20 protein-coding genes are annotated in these 21,368 nt (G+C 69.2%); 4 read left to right on the top strand and 16 right to left on the bottom strand.

The window, feature by feature from the left end; translation table 11 throughout:
- Positions 1–140: 140 nt before the first annotated feature.
- From IF02_RS0115375 to IF02_RS0115360, 4 genes are all read right to left on the bottom strand, one after another.
- Positions 141–518, bottom strand: coding sequence for an FKBP-type peptidyl-prolyl cis-trans isomerase (locus IF02_RS0115375; protein ID WP_030157200.1), 378 nt, complete (start codon positions 516–518; stop codon positions 141–143).
- Positions 519–560: 42 nt separating this feature from the next.
- Positions 561–1,499, bottom strand: a complete 939-nt coding sequence (locus tag IF02_RS0115370) for an FKBP-type peptidyl-prolyl cis-trans isomerase (RefSeq protein WP_030157198.1) — start codon at positions 1,497–1,499, stop codon at positions 561–563.
- Positions 1,500–1,603: 104 nt separating this feature from the next.
- On the bottom strand, positions 1,604–2,965 hold the full coding sequence (gene pafA / locus IF02_RS0115365) for a Pup--protein ligase (RefSeq protein ID WP_030157196.1): 1,362 nt from the start codon (positions 2,963–2,965) through the stop codon (positions 1,604–1,606).
- A 58-nt stretch (positions 2,966–3,023) separates the two neighbouring features.
- A complete protein-coding gene (locus IF02_RS0115360) occupies positions 3,024–4,358 on the bottom strand; it encodes an MFS transporter (protein WP_078622107.1) in 1,335 nt (444 codons plus the stop codon).
- Positions 4,359–4,514: 156 nt separating this feature from the next.
- Between IF02_RS0115360 and IF02_RS0115355 the strand changes: the two genes are divergently transcribed.
- Entirely contained in the window at positions 4,515–5,510 is a 996-nt protein-coding gene (locus IF02_RS0115355; protein ID WP_030157192.1) for a LacI family DNA-binding transcriptional regulator, read from the top strand.
- Positions 5,511–5,564: 54 nt separating this feature from the next.
- Here the strand turns inward: IF02_RS0115355 and prcA are convergent, their stop codons facing one another.
- From prcA to arc, 6 genes are all read right to left on the bottom strand, one after another.
- The gene (prcA, locus tag IF02_RS0115350) at positions 5,565–6,329 is read right to left on the bottom strand and encodes a proteasome subunit alpha (RefSeq protein WP_030157191.1); all 765 of its coding nucleotides are present in this window, start codon (positions 6,327–6,329) and stop codon (positions 5,565–5,567) included.
- Between the two features lie 41 nt (positions 6,330–6,370).
- Positions 6,371–7,210: a proteasome subunit beta gene (prcB, locus tag IF02_RS0115345; RefSeq protein WP_030157189.1), complete on the bottom strand. Its 840-nt coding sequence runs from the start codon at positions 7,208–7,210 to the stop codon at positions 6,371–6,373.
- On the bottom strand, positions 7,162–7,422 hold the full coding sequence (locus IF02_RS33745; RefSeq protein ID WP_078622106.1) for an endonuclease domain-containing protein: 261 nt from the start codon (positions 7,420–7,422) through the stop codon (positions 7,162–7,164). Before IF02_RS33745 ends, prcB begins: the two co-directional genes overlap by 49 nt.
- 27 nt (positions 7,423–7,449) lie before the next feature.
- Positions 7,450–7,662, bottom strand: coding sequence for a ubiquitin-like protein Pup (locus IF02_RS0115340; protein ID WP_030016348.1), 213 nt, complete (start codon positions 7,660–7,662; stop codon positions 7,450–7,452).
- Positions 7,663–7,832: 170 nt separating this feature from the next.
- Positions 7,833–9,344: a depupylase/deamidase Dop gene (gene dop / locus IF02_RS0115335; RefSeq protein ID WP_030157186.1), complete on the bottom strand. Its 1,512-nt coding sequence runs from the start codon at positions 9,342–9,344 to the stop codon at positions 7,833–7,835.
- 248 nt (positions 9,345–9,592) lie between these two features.
- Positions 9,593–11,359 carry a proteasome ATPase gene (gene arc / locus IF02_RS0115330; RefSeq protein ID WP_030157184.1) on the bottom strand — a complete coding sequence of 589 codons (1,767 nt, stop codon included), beginning with the start codon at positions 11,357–11,359 and terminating at the stop codon, positions 9,593–9,595.
- 264 nt (positions 11,360–11,623) lie between these two features.
- Here arc and IF02_RS0115320 point away from each other — a divergent pair, with 264 nt between their 5' ends.
- Complete coding sequence (locus IF02_RS0115320; RefSeq protein ID WP_030157182.1) at positions 11,624–11,944, top strand: ferredoxin; 321 nt, start codon at positions 11,624–11,626, stop codon at positions 11,942–11,944.
- A gap of 4 nt (positions 11,945–11,948) precedes the next feature.
- Here the strand turns inward: IF02_RS0115320 and IF02_RS0115315 are convergent, their stop codons facing one another.
- From IF02_RS0115315 to IF02_RS0115305, 3 genes are all read right to left on the bottom strand, one after another.
- Entirely contained in the window at positions 11,949–12,572 is a 624-nt protein-coding gene (locus IF02_RS0115315; protein ID WP_078622105.1) for a hypothetical protein, read from the bottom strand.
- Positions 12,573–12,783: 211 nt separating this feature from the next.
- Positions 12,784–13,680: a tRNA (adenine-N1)-methyltransferase gene (locus tag IF02_RS0115310; RefSeq protein WP_030157179.1), complete on the bottom strand. Its 897-nt coding sequence runs from the start codon at positions 13,678–13,680 to the stop codon at positions 12,784–12,786.
- A gap of 18 nt (positions 13,681–13,698) precedes the next feature.
- Positions 13,699–14,898: a site-2 protease family protein gene (locus IF02_RS0115305; protein WP_030157177.1), complete on the bottom strand. Its 1,200-nt coding sequence runs from the start codon at positions 14,896–14,898 to the stop codon at positions 13,699–13,701.
- Between the two features lie 187 nt (positions 14,899–15,085).
- On the opposite strand from IF02_RS0115305, the gene IF02_RS0115300 reads away from it, so the two are divergent.
- Positions 15,086–16,030 (top strand): RecB family exonuclease, encoded by a 945-nt coding sequence (locus IF02_RS0115300; RefSeq protein WP_199809228.1) that lies wholly within the window; start codon positions 15,086–15,088, stop codon positions 16,028–16,030.
- A gap of 65 nt (positions 16,031–16,095) precedes the next feature.
- Entirely contained in the window at positions 16,096–16,770 is a 675-nt protein-coding gene (locus IF02_RS0115295; protein WP_030157174.1) for a response regulator, read from the top strand.
- Between the two features lie 74 nt (positions 16,771–16,844).
- On the opposite strand, the gene IF02_RS0115290 is transcribed toward IF02_RS0115295, so the two are convergent.
- The 3 genes from IF02_RS0115290 to IF02_RS0115280 all read right to left on the bottom strand — a co-directional run bounded on the left by IF02_RS0115290 (position 16,845) and on the right by IF02_RS0115280 (position 21,302).
- Entirely contained in the window at positions 16,845–18,434 is a 1,590-nt protein-coding gene (locus IF02_RS0115290; RefSeq protein WP_420708155.1) for an ABC transporter substrate-binding protein, read from the bottom strand.
- Between the two features lie 81 nt (positions 18,435–18,515).
- A complete protein-coding gene (locus IF02_RS0115285; RefSeq protein ID WP_030157171.1) occupies positions 18,516–20,120 on the bottom strand; it encodes an ABC transporter substrate-binding protein in 1,605 nt (534 codons plus the stop codon).
- A 480-nt stretch (positions 20,121–20,600) separates the two neighbouring features.
- Positions 20,601–21,302 (bottom strand): HAD family hydrolase, encoded by a 702-nt coding sequence (locus IF02_RS0115280; RefSeq protein WP_030157169.1) that lies wholly within the window; start codon positions 21,300–21,302, stop codon positions 20,601–20,603.
- Between the last annotated feature and the right edge of the window lie 66 nt (positions 21,303–21,368).

The following is a 21,368-nucleotide window of genomic DNA, read 5'->3' as shown; positions in this document are numbered from 1 at the left end:
CCCTTCTCCGCCCACACGTTGCACCCACGGCACGTACGACACGTCCGTGACCGTTGACCGTACCGCCCCGGCGGGCCCCGGCAAAAGCGAGGGCCCCCGCCTGACGGCGGGGGCCCCTTCACCGATCACGCGTCGTCGAATCAGACGCCCATCAGGTCGCAGACGAAGATCAGCGTCTCGCCCGGCTTGATGGCGGGGGTCGGGCTGTTGTCGCCGTACGCGAGGTGGGCCGGGATGACGAGCTTGCGCCTGCCGCCGACCTTCATGCCCTGGACGCCCCGGTCCCAGCCGTCGATGACCTGGCCGATGCCCAGGATGAACTGCAGCGGGGTGCCGCGGTTCCAGGAGGCGTCGAACTCCTCGCCGGTGGAATAGGCCACGCCCACGTAGTGGACGGAGACCTTGTTGCCGGCCGTGGCCTCGGCGCCGTCGCCCTCCCAGATGTCCTCGATGACGAGGTCGGCCGGGACCGGGAAGTCGGGGAAGTCGATCTCGGGCTTCTCGAGCTGGTTGCTCACGGAACTGCTCCTCAAAAATGAATCAGGTCAACTCGGACAGTCTTACATCACGGCGAGGATGTCGAGGCTGAAGACCAGCGTCGAGTTGGCCGGGATGGTGCCCGTCTCCTTGTCGCCGAAGCCCTGGTCCGGCGGGATGACCAGCAGGATGCGGCTGCCGACCTTCTTGCCGGTCAGGCCTTCCTTGAGACCCTTGACCGAGAGCTGGTCCATCGGCCAGGTCACCGTCTGGTCCGTGGCGTACGTGCTTTCGAAGGTCTTGTCGTCCTTCCACGTCTTGCCGTTGAACTTGACCACGACGCTGTCGGTGTCCTTGACGGCCGGGCCGTCACCCTCCAGCACGTAGTTCGAGACCAGCTTCGCCGGCGGCGTGGTGTCCTTCGGGACGGTCACGGAGACTTCCTTGCCGTCCGTGTTCGTACCGATCTTCGGCAGGTCCTTGTTGTCCTGCGCGACCTCCTTGCCCGTGGCCGAGGCCGGGACCGAGGTGCCCTTGACGATGTCCACGACGAAGACCAGCGTGGCGTTCGGCTTGATCTTGTCGCCGGAGCCCTTGTCGCCGTAACCGAGGTCCGGCGGGATCACGAGCTCCAGGCGGCTGCCGACCTTCTTGCCCTCGAGACCCTGGTCCCAGCCCTTGATGACCATGCCGGCACCGATGGTCACCTCGAACGGCTTGCCCTTGCCGAAGCTCTGGTCGAACGGCTCCTTGCCGTCCCAGACCTGGCCGAGGTAGTTGACCTGGGCGACATCGCCCTTCTTCAGCGCCGGGCCGTTGCCCTCGCTGACGGTCACCACCTTCAGCTCCTTCGGCGGGTCGCCCTTGCCCTTCGACAGGGTGGGGGTCTCACCGAACTTGGCGCCCTTGGTGATCGCGGGCGCCCCGTTCTTCATCTCGGCGGAGTCGGAGCCGCTGTCGCCACACGCTGCTGTCGACAGCAGCAGAAGGGGTACGACAAGCAGGCCGGCAAGTCGGCGCACGTGTTCCTCAGATCTCAGACGGCGGTGCGGTCGTCGCCACTCTAAGGCGTGCGCAGGGCCCCGTACGAGATCCGTACGGGGCCCTGCGCAAGATCAGCGCGATCTCACATCCCGGCGATCAGCTTCTCCACCCGGTCGTCCACCGACCGGAACGGGTCCTTGCACAGCACGGTCCGCTGCGCCTGATCGTTGAGCTTGAGGTGCACCCAGTCGACCGTGAAGTCCCGCCGCTGCTCCTGCGCCCGGCGGATGAAATCGCCGCGCAGCCGCGCCCGCGTGGTCTGCGGGGGCACCGACTTGCCCTCGAAGATCTTGAGGTCGTTGCAGATCCGAGCCGCCTGCCCCTTGCGTTCCAGCAGGTAGTACAGCCCGCGCCGGCGGTGGATGTCGTGGTACGCGAGGTCTATCTGGGCCACTCGCGGGTTCGACATGGTCATGCCGTGCTTGGCCCGGTACCGCTCGATCAGCTGGTACTTCATGACCCAGTCGATCTCGGTCCCGATCCGGTCCAGGTCCTCCGCGTCGATCGCGTCGAGCGTGCGGCCCCACAGCTCCAGCACCTGGTCCACCGTGCCGGTACGGATCCCCCGGCGCTCGGCGAAGTCCACGGCCTTGTCGTAGTACTCGCGCTGGATCTCCAGCGCCGAGGCCTCGCGGCCGCTCGCCAGGCGCACCTTGCGCTGGCCCGTGATGTCGTGGCTGACCTCGCGGATCGCCCGGATCGGGTTCTCCAGGGTCAGGTCCCGCATCACCGTGCCCGCCTCGATCATGCGCAGCACCAGGTCGGTGGCCCCGACCTTGAGCAGCATGGTCGTCTCGGACATGTTCGAGTCCCCGACGATCACGTGCAGGCGGCGGTAGCGCTCGGCGTCGGCGTGCGGCTCGTCCCGGGTGTTGATGATCGGCCGGGACCGGGTCGTCGCGGAACTGACGCCCTCCCAGATGTGCTCGGCCCGCTGGCTCACGCAGTAGACCGCGCCCCGGGGGGTCTGCAGCACCTTGCCCGCACCGCAGATCAGCTGGCGCGTGACGAGGAACGGAATGAGGATGTCCGCCAGGCGGGAGAATTCCCCGTGCCGGGCCACCAGATAGTTCTCGTGGCAGCCGTACGAGTTGCCCGCCGAGTCGGTGTTGTTCTTGAAGAGATAGACGTCGCCCGCGATTCCCTCCTCGTGCAGGCGGCGTTCGGCATCGACGAGCAGACCTTCGAGAATGCGCTCGCCTGCCTTGTCGTGCGTGACGAGTTCCGTCACGTTGTCGCATTCGGGAGTTGCGTATTCCGGATGCGAACCCACGTCGAGGTACAGGCGGGCGCCGTTCCGCAGGAAGACATTGCTGCTGCGGCCCCATGACACAACACGGCGGAAGAGGTAGCGCGCCACTTCGTCAGGAGACAGTCGGCGCTGTCCCCTGAACGTGCACGTGACGCCGTACTCGTTCTCCAGCCCGAAAATGCGGCGGTCCATGACTGAACATTACGCCTTCCGCACTGTTCTGAAACCGGGTTCGTGAACGCCGTTTCGATCAGTTCCCGACGAGCCGCTCCGCCGGACCGCCTGCCGGACCGCCCGCCGGACCATCCACCGCGCCCCCGCCTGCGGCTCCGTCCGCGCCTGCCTCCGCACCTCCACCGGTGCCCTCGACGGATCCCGGCGGCGAACCCGCCACCGTCCGGGTCCGGCCCGGAGCGGCCAGGATCCGCTGAGTGGCCGTCAGCACCAGCAGCGCCGCCGCACCGGCGACGCTCGCCACGCCGAACCCGCTCGCCGTACCGCCCAGTTCCACCGCCGGGCCGGCCGCGGCCGTACCGATCGCCGCGCCCACCCCGAAGAACGTCACCAGCCACGAGAACGCCTCCGTCACCGTCCCGGCCGGAGCGTGCCGGTCCACGACGATGAACGCACAGGCCAGCGCGGGCGCCAGGAACACACCGGCCAGCGCCGCCAGCGCCGCCATCGGCAGCGGGCCCGGGACCAGCATCAGCGGCAGGTAGCAGACCGCCAGCAGCGCCACCAGCAGCCGCAGCCGCCGCTCCGGCGCGCCCGCCCACTGCCGGGCGCCGTACGCCACCCCGCCGACCAGCGCGCCCAGACCCAGCGCCGCCATCAGCCAGCCGTACACCGCCTGGTTCCCGTGGTCGTCGGCGTACGCCACGCCCGCCACCGTGATCGAACCCAGCGCCATGCCCACGAAGAAGAACGAGCCCAGCAGCGCCAGCAGCCCCGGCGAGCGCAGCGCGCCCAGCCAGTGCGCCTCGCGCGGCGCCGAACGCCACGTACGCGAAGGCTCCGACACCACGACGGACAGCGCGCCGAGCACACCGATGGCATTGATCACCAGCAGCGCGGCCGCCGGGTCCCACAGCGCCACGAACAGCGTCACCAGCAGCGGACCGACCGTGAACATGACCTCCTGGGCCACCGCGTCCATCGCGTACGCGGCGTGCACCCGCTCCTCCTTGCCGCCGAGCACACCCGGCCACAGCGCCCGCAGCCCGCCCTCCAGCGGCGGCGTGAAGAGCCCCGCGACCACCACCGCGCCGTACGCGGCCGCCGGCGAGCCGGTACCCGCCAGCGCCAGCCACACCATGCCCAGCGCGGACACCACCGCGGCCGGCAGCTGCACCCGCGGCTGCCCGAACAGGTCGACGGCCCGCCCCAGCAGCGGCTGCCCCACCGCGTTGGCCAGCCCGTACACGGCCGCCAGCGCGCCCGCCAGGCTGTAGCTGCCGCCCTCGGCCCGGGTGAACAGCACGATCGCGATCGGGCCGGTGCCGTTCGGCAGCCGGCCTATGAGCGTGCCCACCAGCAGCCTCGCGGCGTGCCGGGTCCTGAGCAGCTCCGCGTATCCCGCGGCCATGACGGCCCCCTTCTGCCCGGAATCCAGCCCGGAGTAATCAAGGTAATACGTATAACGTGACCCGTCATACGTACCATGTCCACACCACGGGGTCCACCCGGAAGACCGCCGCAACCCCCGCCGAACGCGTACGACCTCGCACTTCAGGAGCACCGTGTGACGAGACCCACCAGCCGGGACGTGGCCACCGCCGCCGGGGTCTCCCAGGCCACCGTCTCCCTCGTCCTCGGCGACAAATGGCGCGGCCGCGTCTCCGAGCGCACCGCCGGCCTCGTCCGCGAAGCCGCCGCCGCCCTCGGCTACCGTCCCAACCTCGCCGCCCGCAACCTCCGCCTGGGCTCCACCCGCACCGCCCTCCTCGTCGTCCCCGCCCTCACCAACGAGTTCTTCGCCCGCGTCTACACCGGCGCCGCCCGCATCGCCGCCGAACACGGCTTCGGCGTCGTCCTCTACCCCTCCCCCGACGGCACCGGCCCCGCCCGCGACCCCTTCGCCTCCGCCCGCGCCGCCCTCGACGGGGTCATCGCCTCCTCCATGGCCGCCCACGCCCTCGACGCCATCGGCGACGCCGAACTTCCCCTCGTCATGCTCGACAGCGACCCCACCGCCACACGCGCCGCCGCCCACGTCAACCTCGCCATGGCCGACGGCATGCGCCAGATCACCGAACACCTCCTCGCGCTCGGCCACCGCCGCATCCTCCACCTCGCCTCCGCCGTCGACTCCTGGACCTTCGACGTCCGCGCCGAAGCCCTGGCCGCCCGGCTGGCGCCCCACGCCGAGCTGCGCACCGTACGGGCCCAGCTCACCGTCGCCGACGCCCGTACGGCCATGGAGGCGGCCCTCGCGGCCCCCGAGGGCCGGCCCACCGCCATCGTCTGCGACGACGACATCCTCGCCGCGGGCGCCTGCAAGGCCGCCCGCCGCCTCGGCCTGCGCGTCCCCGAGGACCTCTCCGTCACCGGCTTCGACGACCTCGCCCTCGCCACCGCCGTCGAACCCGAACTCACCACCGTCCACCTCCCCGCCGAACGCGTCGGCGAACAGGGCATGACCGCCCTCCTCGCCGTCCTGGACGGCACCCCCTGGACCGCCCCCGACCTCCCGGTCGATCTGGTCGTCCGCGCCTCCACCGGCCCGGCCCCGGCCTGAAACGCGAAGACGCCCCCGGCCGGAAGGCCGGGGGCGCCGTACGCGCGCGGATCCCTACTCGGAATCGTCCTCGGGAGCCTCGTCGTTCGACACGGCATCGGCCTGCACGGCCGCCGTGACATCGGCCTCCAGCAGCCGCGACAGCTGCCGGCCCCGGATCCGCTTGAACTTGCGCTGCTGGGCCCGCGTCCGGTCCAGCACCGCGACCTCCAGCCGCTCGGCCGGAATCGTCTTGTCCGCACCGTTCGCCTGGCTGGACAGCGCCTGCACCGCCAGCTTCAGCGCCTCGGACAGGGTCATCCCGTCCTGGTGGCGCTGGTCCAGGTACGTGCTGATCTGCTCGGCGTTGCCGCCGACCGCGACCGAGCCGTGCTCGTCCACGATCGAACCGTCGTGCGGCAGCCGGTAGATCTGGTCGCCCGCGGCCGTCGCACCGACCTCGGCCACGACCAGCTCCACCTCGTACGGCTTCTCACCGGCACTGGAGAAGATCGTGCCGAGCGTCTGCGCGTAGACGTTGGCCAGCCCACGGGCCGTCACATCGTCACGGTCGTAGGTGTATCCGCGCAGATCGGCGTAGCGCACGCCGCCGATCCGAAGGTTCTCGTACTCGTTGTACTTGCCGGCGGCCGCGAAGCCGATCCGGTCGTAGATCTCGCTGAACTTGTGCAGCGCGCGGGACGGGTTCTCGCCGACGAACACGATGCCGTCGGCGTACTGCAGCACGACAAGGCTGCGACCGCGGGCGATGCCCTTCCGGGCGTATTCCGCCCGGTCGGCCATGGCCTGCTGGGGTGACACATAGAACGGAGTCGACACCGGTTATCCGTCCCTTTCTTCTGGGCGACGAGGAGGACTGGTCAGAGCAGGGCCGCGCGCGGCCCGTCGGGCTGCTCGAGCCGCCGGTTGGTGACGCTGCGGGCGAGTTCCTGCGACTCCTCGTCCGTCAGCCTGCGGAAGCCCTCGTCCGTGATGACGGTGACGATGGGGTAGATGTGGCGGTACAGGTCCGGCCCACCGGTCGCCGAGTCGTCGTCGGCGGCGTCGTACAGCGCCTGCACGACCAGGGTGGTGGCCTGTTCCTCCGTCAGATCGGGGCGGTACAGCTTCTTCATGGAGCCCCGGGCGAAGATGGAACCGGAGCCGGTGGCGGCGAAGCCGTGCTCCTCGGAGCGGCCGCCGGTCACGTCGTAGGAGAAGATCCGGCCCTTCTCCTTGCCCTCGTCCCAGCCGGCGAAGAGCGGCACGACGGCCAGCCCCTGCATGGCCATCCCCAGATTGCTCCGGATCATGGTGGAGAGCCGGTTGGCCTTGCCCTCCAGGGAGAGGGTCGCCCCCTCCACCTTCTCGAAGTGCTCCAGCTCCAGCTGGAACAGCTTCACCATCTCCACGGCCAGGCCGGCCGTACCGGCGATGCCCACCGCGGAGTACTCGTCGGCGGGGAACACCTTCTCGATGTCCCGCTGCGCGATCATGTTCCCCATGGTCGCCCGCCGGTCACCGGCGAGCACGACACCACCGGGGAAGGTGGTGGCGACGATGGTCGTCCCGTGCGGCGCCTCGACAACGCCCTCGGGCAGCTTCCGGTTCCCCGGCAGCATCTCGGGCGAATGCGCCCCGAGGAAGTCCATGAACGAAGACGAACCCGGCGTCAGGAAGGCTGCCGGCAGCCGCCCCGTGCTACGAGTGTTGGCTTCCACGCGTTCCCTCCAAATATGCGGCGGCCCGACGTGCGGTCGGGGTTGTCTTTCAACACGCCAAGACCTGAATCGCAGTTGATGCAAAGTACGCCACGGACCCTACCCGTCCGACGGCGATGATCAACCTGCGGGAGCGAACGCCCGACGCGGCTTCTGCTCACCGCATCGGGCGCGCGACTTCGCTCCGCTCCAGCCTGGCCATCTCCTACCATCACCTTCGAATCGAAGGCAAAGGGGCCTTACTGGCCACCCTTTTGCACGAAGGACCGCACGAAGTCCTCGGCGTTCTCCTCGAGTACATCGTCAATCTCGTCAAGTACCGAGTCGACGTCGTCAGAGAGCTTTTCCTGGCGCTCCTTGAGGTCGGTCGATTCCTCGACCGCCGCCTCCTCGACCTCCTCGGTCGAGCGAGTCGCCTTCTGCTGTCCGCCGCCGGTGTCCTTGGTCGCCATGTCTACCTCACCCCGCTCGGTTCGCGCGCTCATGTCGAGAGACCCCGGGATCGGGATCTCTCAAGATCAGACCCTACGCCGGACCCTACAAGGAGGGCCCGGCATTCGTCCCCGCACTTTCATAACGTGCGGCTGCCTTCATGATTCCCGGACGGGGGACTTTTCAGCCCTCAGTTCCCGCTCAGGACCCGCACCAGGTCCTCCGCCGTGCGGCAGCGGTCCAGGAGCTCCTTCACGTGCTTGCGGGTACCCCGCAGGGGTTCCAGCGTCGGGACCCGCTGGAGCGAGTCGCGGCCCGGGAGGTCGAAGATCACCGAATCCCACGAGGCCGCGGCCACGTCGTCCGCGTACTGCTCCAGGCACCGGCCCCGGAAGTACGCCCGGGTGTCCTCCGGAGGCTTGCCCTGCGCGCGCTCCACCGCCGGCTCCTCCACCAGCCGCTTCATCTTGCCGCGGGCCACCAGGCGGTTGTACAGGCCCTTCTCGGGCCGTACGTCCGCGTACTGGAGGTCCACCAGGTGGAGCCGGGCGGCGTCCCAGCCGAGCCCGTCCCGCCTCCGGTAGCCCTCCAGGATCTCGCGCTTCGCGATCCAGTCCAGCTCCCCCGACAGGCTCATCGGGTCGCTCTCCAGCCGGCCCAGCACGTCCTCCCAGCGGGCCAGCACGTCCTTGGTCTGCTCGTCCGCGTCGGAGCCGAAACGCTCGTCCACGTACTTCCTGGCCAGCTCGAAGTACTCCATCTGGAGCTGCACGGCGGTCAGCGTGCGGCCGCTGCGCAGCGTGATCAGGTGTTGCAGATCGGGGTCGTGGGAGACCTGGTGCAGGGTCCGCACGGGCTGGTCCACGGCCAGGTCGACGTTGATGAACGAGTCCTCGATCATCGAGAGGACCAGGGCGGTGGTGCCGAGCTTGAGGTAGGTCGAGATCTCGGAGAGGTTGGCGTCGCCGATGATCACATGGAGCCGGCGGTACTTCTCGGCGTCCGAGTGCGGCTCGTCGCGCGTGTTGATGATGGGCCGCTTGAGCGTCGTCTCCAGGCCGACCTCGACCTCGAAGTAGTCCGCGCGCTGGCTGATCTGGAAGCCGTGCTCGCGGCCGTCCTGGCCGATCCCCACCCGCCCCGCGCCGGTCACGACCTGGCGGGAGACGAAGAAGGGGGTCAGGTGGCGCACGATCTCCGAGAAGGGGGTTTCCCGCTTCATCAGGTAGTTCTCGTGCGTGCCGTAGGAGGCGCCCTTGTTGTCGGTGTTGTTCTTGTAGAGGTGGATGGGCTGGGCGCCGGGGAGCTGGGCGGCCCGCACGGCGGCCTCGGCCATGATCCGCTCGCCGGCCTTGTCCCAGAGGACGGCGTCGAGCGGGTTGGTGATCTCCGGAGAGCTGTACTCGGGGTGCGCGTGGTCGACGTAGAGCCGTGCGCCGTTGGTGAGGATGACGTTGGCGAGGCCGATGTCCTCGTCGGTGAGCTGGCTGTTGTCGGCGGCCTCGCGGGCGAGGTCGAAGCCGCGGGCGTCCCGCAGCGGGTTCTCCTCCTCGAAGTCCCAGCGGGCGCGGCGCGCCCGGTGCATCGCCGCCGCGTAGGCGTTGACGATCTGGGACGAGGTGAGCATGGCATTGGCGTTCGGGTGCCCCGGGACGGAGATCCCGTACTCCGTCTCGATTCCCATTACTCGCCGTACGGTCATGCGGCCCTCCTTGCCCGGCGGCGCTCCCGTTCGGGAGCGGCGCTCAAGTACCGCTGGTGCTCCGGTGCGTGTGCGGTGCCCGTCCCCGCACTGCGCGACCGGCGGTACGGAAGAGCCTAGAACCACTCCGCGCTGGTGGGGAGATCATTTCAGTCATTGACTTCACCCCGTCACCGGCTGAAAAGAACAGTCGGTAAAGCAGTCGGCTGCGGGTGCCCGGGTAGGGCATCCGCAGCCGCCCTGTTCGATCAGAGGTACTGACCGGTGTTCGCCACCGTGTCGATGGAGCGTCCGGTGTCCGCGCCCTGCTTTCCGGTGACGAGCGTGCGGATGAATACGATCCGCTCGCCCTTCTTGCCGGAGATCCGGGCCCAGTCGTCCGGGTTGGTGGTGTTGGGCAGGTCCTCGTTCTCCTTGAACTCGTCCACGCAAGCCTGGAGGAGGTGGGAGACGCGAAGGCCCTTCTGGTTGTGTTCGAGGAAGGCCTTGATGGCCATCTTCTTGGCCCGGTCCACGATGTTCTGGATCATGGCGCCGGAGTTGAAGTCCTTGAAGTACAGGACTTCCTTGTCGCCGTTGGCGTACGTGACCTCGAGGAAGCGGTTCTCCTCGGTTTCGGCGTACATCTGCTCGACGACGGTCTGGATCATGCTGTGGACGGCGACCTCGGGCGAGCCGGAGTGCTCGGTGAGGTCGTCGCTGTGGAGCGGCAGCGACGCCTTGAGGTACTTGGCGAAGATGTCCTTCGCGGCTTCGGCGTCGGGGCGCTCGATCTTGATCTTCACGTCGAGCCGGCCGGGGCGCAGGATGGCCGGGTCGATCATGTCCTCGCGGTTGGAGGCGCCGATCACGATGACGTTCTCCAGGCCCTCCACACCGTCGATCTCGGCGAGCAGCTGGGGGACGATGGTGTTCTCCACGTCCGAGCTGACTCCGGATCCGCGGGTGCGGAAGAGGGACTCCATCTCGTCGAAGAAGACGATGACGGGGGTGCCCTCGCTGGCCTTCTCACGGGCACGCTGGAAGACGAGGCGGATGTGCCGCTCGGTCTCGCCGACGTACTTGTTGAGCAGTTCGGGGCCCTTGATGTTCAGGAAGTAGGACTTGCCCTGGGCCTGTCCGGTCACCTCTGCGACCTTCTTGGCAAGGGAGTTGGCCACTGCCTTGGCGATGAGCGTCTTGCCGCAGCCGGGAGGGCCGTAGAGCAGGATGCCCTTCGGGGGCCGCAGTTCGTGTTCCTTGAAGAGGTCGGGGTAGAGGTACGGGAGCTCGACCGCGTCGCGGATCAGCTCGATCTGGTCGCCCAGGCCGCCGATCTTGTCGTAGTCGATGTCCGGGACCTCTTCGAGGACCAGGTCCTCGACCTCGCTCTTGGGGACCACCTCGTAGACGTAGCCGGAGCGGGGTTCGAGCAGGAGGGCGTCGCCGGGGCGGATGGTGATGTCCAGGAGCGGCTCGGCGAGCCTCACCACCCTCTCCTCGTCGGTGTGCCCGACCACCAGGGCGCGCTCGCCGTCCTCGAGGATCTCCTTGAGGGTGACGATGTCCCCGGCCCGTTCGAACTCCATGGCCTCGACCACGTTGAGGGCCTCGTTGAGCATGACCTCCTGGCCGCGCCGGAGGTCTTCCGGTTCGACGCTGGGGCTGACGTTCACGCGGAGCTTTCGGCCGCCGGTGAAGATGTCGACGGTGCCGTCTTCGTTCGCCTGAAGGAAGACACCGAAGCCGGCCGGCGGCTGTGCGAGCCGGTCGACTTCCTCCTTGAGGGCGACGATCTGGTCGCGGGCCTCACGGAGCGTATTTGCCAGTCGCTCGTTTTGCGCGGAGACGCCGGCCAGGTTTGTCTGGAGCTCGACGATCCGCTCTTCGAGAATCCTCGTGTGTCGCGGAGAGTCGGCGAGCTTACGTCGCAGGACGGCGATTTCCTGCTCGAGATAGGCAACCTGGCCGGCGGGGTCCTCAGACCCTCGCCCCGGCCGGATGCCGCGGTTGATGTCGTCGTCGTGGGCTGCCACGGTCCTCACCTCCTCCAAGGGGAGCTGGACGCTTCCTGACCCTACCTGGGCTGGTGGTGATTGAAACCCCTAGATCACAAAGACGGTAGAGGTGTGTCCGATCTTCACCCTTGCGTACTCCCTCACGCCAAGGAAATACCCACCCATCAACATCGGAAAGCGGCCGGTTGTAAGGTCGAAGTGTTCAACACCCGTCAGGGCTCGCGCGACTTGCCGCGGCTTGTGGCGGAAACGGATCACTGAGCACAGGGAACGGCAGGAGATATGACCGTGCAGCAGGAGGCTCCCACGGGTGGTGCCGGGCAGGCCGGCGAGCCGCTCGAGGTCTGGATCGACCAGGACCTGTGCACCGGTGACGGCATCTGTGTGCAGTACGCGCCGGAGGTGTTCGAGCTGGACATCGACGGTCTGGCGTACGTGAAGAGCCCTGAGGACGAGCTTCTCGTGGAGGCGGGGGCGACGACTCCGGTTCCCCTGACGCTGCTCCAGGACGTGGTGGACTCGGCGAAGGAATGCCCCGGCGACTGCATCCACGTAAGGCGCGTTTCGGACAGGGTCGAGGTCTTCGGTCCCGACGCGGAGTGACGGTTCAAACACTCCTGGCGTCTGAGTTCGTCAGCTCCTGGCGGAATTTTCCGCCGCTCCAGCGCCACTTGGCGAGCTGTTTCACGTCCGGGCTGTAGCGGGGCACCTGGGGCGAGGAGTAACCGAGGAGACTGGCGGTGACGACCCCGTCGCGGACGGTGAGCTCGGTGGCGGTCTGCCGCTTCCCGGCCTCCAGCAGGGTGGCCACGACCCTCGGCGTCGCGCCGGGGGTCTTGTCCTGGGCGAGTACGTAGATCGCGTGCGGCGGAGTGCCTGATCCTGCGTCGCAGCGGACGGCGGCCACGGTCTCGGGGCGGCCGTCGCCGTCGAGATCGCCCTGGGCGGTGGCCGTGACGGCCGTCGGGAGGCCCTTGCAGTCCAGCGGGTACGTGACCGCCGCCGGGTCGGGGGCGGCGGCCTGCGGGCCGCTCGCGGGGGCCGCGGAGGAGTCGGCCGAGGAGTCGGCGGGCGCGGCGTGGCCGGTGGCGGCCGCGTCCGGCTGGATGAGTCCCGCGACGGCTACGACGGCGGCCATGGCGGTGGCCGTGGCGAGCCAGTGGAGGGGCCTGGCGCTGCTGTGGGCCAGGAAGTCCGGTGTCGGCGTCAGCTCGGCGGGGCGGTGCGGCACGCGGGGTGTCTCCTGTGCGAAGGGTGACGGGGAGCCAGCATCGTGCCACACCTCACACCGGGGCGGAACGGCCGGGTCCGTGTCGGCTGGGGCCGGTATGGGTGGCACCTGGTGGGACAACGAAAAGGCGCTGTGGCGCAGTTCCCGGTTCGTCCGGGGAACTGCGCCACAGCGCCTTGGTGTTGGGTCGGCCGGGCGGCCTCGCCGCCGTCTAGGCGGAGCGGTCGCTGCCGGGTCCGTCGTAGTCCTCGCCGTAGGCGCCCTTGGCGGGGCGGCGGCGGCGCATGGGGGGCTCGACCCCGTCGGCGAGGCGGCGGGCGGTGACGAGGAAGCCGGTGTGGCCGATCATCCGGTGGTCCGGGCGGACGGCGAGGCCCTCGACGTGCCAGTTGCGGATCATCGATTCCCAGGGCTGCGGCTCGGCGAAGCAGCCGATCTCGCGGATGGACTCGACCGTCTTGGAGAGCTGGGTGGTGGTGGCCACGTAGCAGCACAGGATGCCGCCGGGGACCAGCGCCTTGGAGACGGCCTCCAGGCACTCCCAGGGGGCGAGCATGTCGAGGATCACGCGGTCGACGTCGGTGTCGGACAGGTTGTCCTGGAGGTCGCCGACGGTCAGCTGCCACGCGGGGTGCGGGCCGCCGAAGTAGCGCTCGACGTTCGCGGTGGCGATCTCGGCGAAGTCCGCGCGGCGCTCGTAGCTGTGGAGCATGCCCTGGTCGCCGATGGCGCGCAGCAGGAAGCTGCTCAGGGAGCCGGAGCCCACCCCCGCTTCCACGACGCGGGCGCCGGGGAAGATGTCGGCGAAGGCCAGGATCTGGCCGGCGTCCTTGGGGTAGACCACGGCGGCGCCGCGGGGCATGGACAGGACATAGTCGGGGAGCAGGGGACGCAGCGCGAGGTAGGCGACGTTGCCCGTGGTACGGACGACGCTTCCTTCGGGGGAGCCGATCAGCTCGTCGTGCGGGAAGGAACCCTTGTGGGTGTGGAAATTCTTCCCGGCTTCGAGCGTGAACGTGTAGTGGCGGCCCTTGGGGTCGGTGAGCTGAACCTGGTCCCCGACCTCGAAGGGCCCGCGTCGGCGGGCGGCACCGGTCGGTTCGGACATGTGACCAGTGTATTGGCTTCAGGACTGGGGCCGCGCCATGGCCTTCACGAAGGCCTTCTCGACGTCGAGGGTGGACAGAACGCCGTAGATCTCGCCGGAGGGTTCGAGGACGAGGTACTCGGTGGCGGGGGTGGCGCGGAGGTGGTCGAGGAGTTCTTCGCCGGAGAGTTCGGCGGAGAGCCTCATTCCGTCGGTGAGCTCCTGGGCGAGGGTGCTGACGGCGACCCAGGGGCGGCGGTGTTCGGGGACGGAGGCGATGGCGCTCTCGCGGACGATGGAGAGGGGGTCGCCGTGGCCGTCGACGACGACGATGGCGCGGGCTCCGTGGGCGTTGGCGCGGCGCAGGGCCTCGGAGAGGGGGGTGGCGTTCTCGACGGGGACGGCGCGCCGGGTGAGGGTGCGGGCGCGCAGTTCGGGGAGGTGTTCGCGCAGGCGGGCCATGCGCAGGCTGTTGCCGGCGCCGGTCCAGATGATCGCGGCGAGGATCGCGGCGAGCAGGGCGTCCATGACGGTGTTCATGCCACCGATGTCGTCCGTGCCGGCGCCGAGGACTCCGGTGTGGGTGATCATCGGGAGTCCGATGAGGACGGCGACGGCCAGGCCGCGGCCGACCCAGGCGGCGGCGACCGTGCCGGTCATGGGCTTGCCGGTGATGCCCCAGATGACGGCGCGGAGCATGCGGCCCCCGTCGAGCGGGAGGCCGGGGAGCAGGTTGAACGCGGCGACGAGCAGGTTGGAGATCATCAGGCCCGCGAGCAGGACGCCGGGGACGCTGGCCGGGTCGACGAGCTCCATGCCGAGGTAGAAGGCGCCGGCGAGGAGGAGCGAGAGGAGGGGGCCGACGAAGGCGAGGACGAATTCGCGGCCGGGGGTCTCGGACTCCTTCTCGATCTCGGAGACGCCGCCGAAGAACTGGAGCTGGATCCGGCGCACGGGCAGTTTGAAGCGCAGTGCGGCGACGGTGTGGGCGAGTTCGTGGACGAGGACCGAGGCGTAGAAGGCGACGGCGAAGAAGAGGGAGACGAGGTAGCGGGCGGGGCCGAGGTCGGGCAGGACGCGGTCGAGCTGGTCGCCGAAGACCCAGGTGATGAGGGCGGCGACGAGGAACCAGCTGGGCGAGACGTAGACGGGCACGCCGAAGGGGCGGCCCATGAGGATGCCGCCGCCCGGTCCGGAGCGCTTGTCTGCGCGCTCGCCGGTTTCGTCGGTGTCTGCCACGGCTTTCCTTCGTTCGGTGCTGTCCGGCGGATTGCGGCCGGTGGTGCTCCCAGTGTGGTGCAGGTGCACGTCCGGTGCGGGGTGGGGTCTCCGGTAGCGCGGTGTGATGCTCCGATCATGCAGTGCGAGGGGGCCCGGCGTCGATGGTATGCGCGCGCTGTCGGCGGCGGGTCGTAGGGTTTTGTCCATGACGACGAGCCCCGGTCCGGTTCCTGGCGCAGCCGATGCCGATGCGGACGCAGCGCCGCGCGCTGTGGCGCCCTCCTCGCTCTCCCCTTCGCGGGCGAGCGATTTCATGCAGTGCCCGCTGCTGTACCGGTTCCGGGTGATCGACAAGCTGCCGGAGAAACCGAGTGCGGCGGCGACGCGGGGCACGCTGGTGCACGCGGTGCTGGAGCGGCTCTTCGACCACCCGGCGGCGGAGCGGACGGCGCCGCGGGCCAAGGCGCTGGTCCCGGGGCAGTGGGACCGGCTGCTGGAGTCGAAGCCGGAGCTGGTGGAGCTGTTCCCGGAGGGCGATGAGGGGGCGGGGCTGGCGCGCTGGCTGACGGAGGCCGAGGCGCTGGTGGAGCGGTGGTTCACGCTGGAGGACCCGACGCGGCTGGAGCCGGTGGAGCGGGAGTTCTTCGTGGAGACGGAGCTGGAGTCGGGGCTGCGGCTGCGCGGGATCATCGACCGGGTGGACGTGGCGCCGTCGGGCGAGGTGCGCATCGTCGACTACAAGACGGGCAAGGCGCCGCGGCCGGAGTACGCCGAGGGCGCGCTGTTCCAGATGAAGTTCTACGCGCTGGTGGTGTGGCGGCTGAAGCAGGTCGTGCCGCGGCGGCTTCAGCTGGTGTATCTGGGCAGTGGGGACGTGCTGACGTACGACCCGGTGGTCGCGGATCTGGAGCGGGTGGAGCGCAAGCTGCTGGCGCTGTGGGACGCGATCAAGGAGGCTACGGAGACGGGTGAGTGGCGGCCGCGGCCGACGAAGCTGTGCGGCTGGTGCGATCACCGGGCGGTGTGTCCGGAGTTCGGCGGGACTCCCCCGGTCTATCCGCTGGTGGTCGTCCCGAGGCCCGGGCCCGGGGCCGAGGCCGAGGCCGGGGCGGGGGCCGAGCCCGGGGCGGGCCGCCCGGAGGAATCCTGAGCGGCCGATCAGGGCAGAATGGGCGGCGTCCGTCGATGCCGCCGTACGAATACGAGGTACCCCCCGTGGCGATCCGCGTCCTACTGGTCGACGACCAGCCGCTGCTGCGCACCGGCTTCCGAATGATCCTGGAGGCCGAACAGGACCTGGCGGTCGTCGGCGAGGCCGGGGACGGTCTGCAGGCGCTGGAGCAGGTACGGGCGCTGCAGCCCGACGTGGTGCTGATGGACATCCGGATGCCCCGGATGGACGGGGTGGAGGCGACCCGGCAGATCACGGGTCCGGGCCGGGACGGGCCGGCGAAGGTGCTCGTGCTGACCACGTTCGATCTGGACGAGTACGTGGTGGAGGCGTTGCGGGCGGGGGCGAGCGGGTTCCTGCTGAAGGACGCGCCGGCCGTCGAGCTGGTGCAGGCGATCCGCGTGGTGGCGGGCGGCGAGGCGATGCTGGCGCCGAGCATCACGCGCCGGCTGCTGGACAAGTACGCGGGGCACCTGCCGTCGGGTGAGGAGAGCATGCCGGACACGCTGGGCACGCTGACCGAGCGGGAGGTCGAGGTGCTGAAGCTGGTGGCGCGCGGCCTGTCGAACGCGGAGATCGCGGCGGACCTGTTCGTCAGCGAGACGACGGTGAAGACGCACGTGGGGCACGTACTGACGAAGCTGGGCCTGCGCGACCGGGTCCAGGCGGCGGTGTACGCGTACGAGAGCGGTCTGGTGCGGCCGGGCGCGGGGGCCTGACCCCGCTCGGAACGGCCGAAGGGGCCGGCGGCCGCATCGCGCGGCTGCCGGCCCCTTCGCCGTACCGGGTCGGGTCAGCCCTTGCTGATCTCCCAGAAGCGGAAGACCGTGGAGGCGTCCAGGGACCACTGCAGGCCGGTCACGTTCTGGCGGGTGACGGCGTACTGCTTGCTCTGCCAGAGCGGGAGCAGCGGGATCTCGTCGGCGACGATGTCCTGAAGGCGGTTGTAGTCGGTGTTGGCCGCGGTGCGGTCGGACTTGGCGGAGGTCGACGGGATGATCGTCCCGCTGATCTCCTTGTTGTCGTAGTTGTTGTGCACGACGTTGTCCGGGCCGAAGAACGGCTGGGTGAAGCTGTCGGCGTCCGGGTAGTCGGGGACCCAGCCCTTGACGTACACGCCGTACTTGCCGTCCTGGATGTCCTTCTCGTACTGCGCGAACTCGATGGACTTGACGTCGGCCTCGAAGAGTCCGCTGTCGTTGAGCTGCTTGGCGATGAGCTGGAACTGCTGGTCGGTGGAGGGGCCGTTGCGCGTCGTCGTCGAGTACAGGGTGATCTTCACCTTGTCCTTGATGCCGGCGGCGCGCAGGACGGCCTCGGCCTTCTTCGGCTGCGGGCTGCCGCCGTAGCGGTCGAAGAAGGCGGTGTTGTGGGAGGCGATGCCTGCCGGGACGATCGAGTACAGGGAGGTCGTGGTGCCGTCGTAGACCTCCTTGACGATCGCTTCGCGGTCCACGAGGTAGGCGATGGCCTTGCGGATCGGGAGCTTGCCGGCGACCGGGTCGTTCATGTTGAAGACGAGGTGCTCGACTTCGGCGCCGGTGCCCTGGACGACCTCGACCTTGTGGTCCCCGGTCTTGGTGGAGGACAGGGCGGCGATGTCCTTGGCGGCGAGGCCGCGGAAGGCGAAGTCGACGTCGCCGCCCTCCAGGACCTTCTTCAGGCCGGCCTGGTCGCCGTTGAAGAACTTGAGCGTCACGCCGGTGTTCTTCGCCTTGGCCTTGCCACTGTAGTTCTCGTTGACGGAGAAGCCGGCGCTCTTGTCGTTGAACGAGTCCAGCTTGTAGACGCCGGAGCCGACGGCCTTGTTGTCGGTCCGCAGCTTGTCCGCCGGGTACTCGCTGTGGTCGACGATGGAGCCCGCGCCCGAGGCGATCTTGCTGGGGAAGGTCGCGTCGGAGGTCTTGAGGCGGAAGACGACGGTCTTGTCGTCGGGGGTGTCGATGCCGGCGATCGACGAGAGCATCACGGCCGGGCCGTTGTCGTCGTTGATCTTCAGCGTGCGCTCGAAGGAGTACTTGACGTCCTTGGAGGTGAGCGCGTGGCCGTTGCTGAACTTCAGGCCGGCGCGCAGGGTGCACTTGTAGAGCTTGCTGTCGCCGCCCTCGAAGTTGCAGCTCTGCGCGGCGTCGGGCTCCGGCGTGGTGCCGCCGCCCTTGGGGAAGGCCAGCAGGGACTGGAACACGTTGTTGAAGAGCAGCCAGGACCCGGCGTCGTAGCCGGAGGCGGGGTCGGTGGACCGCACCCGGTCGGATATGCCCATGACCACGCCCTTGCCGCCGCCGTCGGCGGTGGGGCTGCCGGTCGAACCGCAACCGCTGAGCAGTGCGGCGGCGGTGGCCGCGCCGAGGGGGGCCGCAAGCCACTGGTTACGTCTCATCACGCGAACGTCCTTCACAGTCTCACTGTTTCGTTGCGCCGGCCTGCGACACCCGCCGCCGGTTGCTGCCGGTTACTGCCGGTCTCAGCCGCTGACGCCCCGGCCGAGTTCCCACAGCTGGAGGTCGGAGATGGCGTTGACCGACCACTCCACTCCGGTGATCCCGTCGCGTGCGGCGACGTACTGCTTGCCCTGCCACAGGGGCAGGACGGGCACGTCCTCGGCGACGATGTCCTGCATCTCCGTGATCGCGGGGACGGCGACGTTGCGGTCGACGGCGCGCCGGGATTCGGGGATGAGCTTGGTGCGCACCGCGGCGTTGGCGTACGGCGTGCCCAGGAAGTTGTCCTGCTCCAGGAACGGGGCGAGGAAGTTGTCGGCGTCCGGGTAGTCGGGGAACCAGCCGAGCCCGTAGGCGGCGTAGTCGCCCTTCTTCTGCGCGGGCCGGAAGTCGGACCAGTCGGAGCCCTGGACGGTGACGTCGAACAGCTGGGTGGAGTTCAGCTGGTTCTTGAGGGTCTCGAACTCGGTGGCCGTGCCGTCGCCGTAGTGGTCCTTGGTGTAGTTCAGCGTCAGCTTGACCGGGGTCTTGATCCCGGCGGCCTTCAGCAGGTCGGCGGCCTTCGCGGTGTTGGCCTCGCCGTACTTGTTGAAGAAGGAGTTGACGTGGCCGGGCACGGAGCTGGGGACCAGCGAGTACAGCGGCTGCGCGGACTTGCCGTAGACCTTGTCGATGACCGCGTTGCGGTCGACGGCGGCGGCGAGGGCCTGGCGTACGGCCTTGTCCTTGACGGCCGGGGCGTCGGTGTTGAAGCCGATGTAGCGGATCTCCAGGCCGGGCAGCGGGACCAGCTTGACGCCCTTGGGCGGCTTGGCGGCGAACTCGGTGATCTGGGCGGGCGACAGGGTGCGGGAGACCATGTGGACGGATCCGGCGGTGAGGGCCTTGCCCATGGCCGCGGAGTCCTCGAAGGTGCGCAGTTCGACCTTGTCGTTCTGCAGCTTCAAGTCGCCCTTGTAGTTCGGGTTCTTGCTGAAGACGGCCCGGACGAGGTGGTTGTCCTTGACCTCGGCCTTCATCGTGTACGGGCCGGAGCCGTCGACGGCGAAGCCCTCGCGGAGCTTCTTGGCGTCGTAGTTCTTCTCGCTGACGATGCCGGCGGCGGGGGTGGAGAGCTTGTACGGGAAGGTCGCGTCCGGGGTCTTCAGGTGGAAGACGAGGGTGTCGGCGGACTTCACCTCGACGGTGTCGAGGGTGGAGAGCAGCGAGGAGGGGCCGTTCTCGTCCTTGATGGCGAGGACGCGGTCGATGGAGAACTTGACGTCCTTGGCCGTGAGGGGCTCGCCGCTCGCGAACTTGAGGCCGGAGCGCAGGGTGCAGCGGTAGCTCTCGTTGCCCGTGTCGGTGAAGCGGCAGTCGGAGGCCGCTTCGGGGACGGGCTGGCCGCCGCCGCGGGGGGTGTGCATCAGCGTCTGGACGGTCTGCCGCAGGACGTTCCATGCGCCGGCGTCGTAGGCGTAGGCCGGGTCGAACGGTGCGGGGGCGTAATCGGCCGCCTCGAACCGGTCGGTGGTTCCGACGACGATCGCTCCGGATCCCGCTCCGCCTCCGCTCGTGCTGCCGCAGGCGGCGAGCGTGGGGGTGAGCAGTCCGGCCGCGGCCGTCAGCACCAGGGTCTTGCGGTTCATGCTGGAAGTACTCCCTAGACCGGCACTTGCTCAAAGCGGCGTAAAGGGCACTTCGCGGCGGTCGCCCGTTCAGGGCGGAACGATCGGGCCGGTGTTGTGACGATCGGTCCACGCGGATCCGGCACATGGGTGTGCGTCCGGGTCAGCAGAGGTGCGGCGTAGTGCCCGCGTCGACATTAGTGGTCTGGGAGGGGATGGCTTGAACTGGCAGGACTTGGGGCGTAATCGCACGGTGATGGGTGCGGACTGCCTGTCTATGTGGTGGTCATCCCAGATTCGGTCAGGAGCTGATCAATCCGGACACAAGGGCAGGTATCCAAGCCCCCGGACAGGTCCGTCGGGGGCTTGGCGGGTGACAAAGGTCACCCGTGAGAACTGCCAGGGAAAGGATGGAATTTCAGCCTCCGCGCCATGGAACGGAAGATCCTTCCGTGGGACCTCGGTCACACCGCCGTTCCGTTCGGCACTGAGCGTATGCGATCAGTTCATCGGAGTGATGAGGGAGCGCAGGAACGGAAGGTCCACGTCCTCCAGCGAGCGGACGATCGTACGGCCGGGCGCGGGCGCGATGACGCCGACGGAGGGCACGGCCACGACCCGGCAGCCGGCGGCCTCGGCGGAGGCGACGCCCGTCGCGGTGTCCTCGATGACCGCGCAGCGCGAGGGGTGGGCGCCGAGGGTGCGGGCGGCGAGCAGGTACGGGTCGGGGTGCGGCTTCGTACGGGTCACCTCGTCGCCGGCCACGCTCAGCGCGAACCGGTCGGGGCCCAGGGCGCGCAGCACGCGGTCGATGACGCGGCGGTGCGAGGCGGAGACGAGGGCGGTGGGCACGTTGTGCCGGGCCAGCTCGGCCAGCAGCCGCTCGGCGCCGGGCATCAGCGGGACCTGATCGGCGATCCGCGCCTCGAAGCGCTCGTTGAGCAGGACGCTCAGCTCCGAAAGGGTGATGGCGGCGCCGGTGGACTCGATGAGGAAGGCGGCGCTGCGGGTCATCGGCCCGCCGACGACGACGTCGCGCCAGGACTCGTCGAGCCGGTGGCCGAGCTCGCCGAAGACGTCCACCTCGATCTCCCACCAGAAACCCTCGGTGTCGACGAGGGTGCCGTCCATGTCCAGCAGCACCGCCTGCAGGGCATGCCCGTCGGCCGTACGGGCGACGGGCGCGGGAACGGTGCTGGTCATCCGGCACACACCTCTCTCAGGGGACGAGAAGGCCGGCCGCCTCTTCCCCACGGGCATTCCCCCGGG

It is taken from the genome of Streptomyces sp. NRRL S-244, from assembly GCF_000717915.1.
Taxonomy (GTDB): Bacteria; Actinomycetota; Actinomycetes; order Streptomycetales; family Streptomycetaceae; genus Streptomyces.
This window is presented reverse-complemented; position numbering and strand designations above follow the sequence as displayed.

Bases quoted from the DNA above. Each gene is read 5' to 3' on its own strand.
- pafA (WP_030157196.1), bottom strand. From the start codon at position 2,965: ATGGACCGCCGCATTTTCGGGCTGGAGAACGAGTACGGCGTCACGTGC.
- IF02_RS0115360 (WP_078622107.1), bottom strand. From the start codon at position 4,358: ATGGCCGCGGGATACGCGGAGCTGCTCAGGACCCGGCACGCCGCGAGG.
- IF02_RS33745 (WP_078622106.1), bottom strand. From the start codon at position 7,422: ATGGTAGGAGATGGCCAGGCTGGAGCGGAGCGAAGTCGCGCGCCCGAT.
- IF02_RS0115340 (WP_030016348.1), bottom strand. From the start codon at position 7,662: ATGGCGACCAAGGACACCGGCGGCGGACAGCAGAAGGCGACTCGCTCG.
- dop (WP_030157186.1), bottom strand. From the start codon at position 9,344: ATGACCGTACGGCGAGTAATGGGAATCGAGACGGAGTACGGGATCTCC.
- IF02_RS0115320 (WP_030157182.1), top strand. From the start codon at position 11,624: ATGACCGTGCAGCAGGAGGCTCCCACGGGTGGTGCCGGGCAGGCCGGC.
- IF02_RS0115310 (WP_030157179.1), bottom strand. From the start codon at position 13,680: ATGTCCGAACCGACCGGTGCCGCCCGCCGACGCGGGCCCTTCGAGGTC.
- IF02_RS0115300 (WP_199809228.1), top strand. From the start codon at position 15,086: ATGACGACGAGCCCCGGTCCGGTTCCTGGCGCAGCCGATGCCGATGCG.
- IF02_RS0115285 (WP_030157171.1), bottom strand. From the start codon at position 20,120: ATGAACCGCAAGACCCTGGTGCTGACGGCCGCGGCCGGACTGCTCACC.
- IF02_RS0115280 (WP_030157169.1), bottom strand. From the start codon at position 21,302: ATGACCAGCACCGTTCCCGCGCCCGTCGCCCGTACGGCCGACGGGCAT.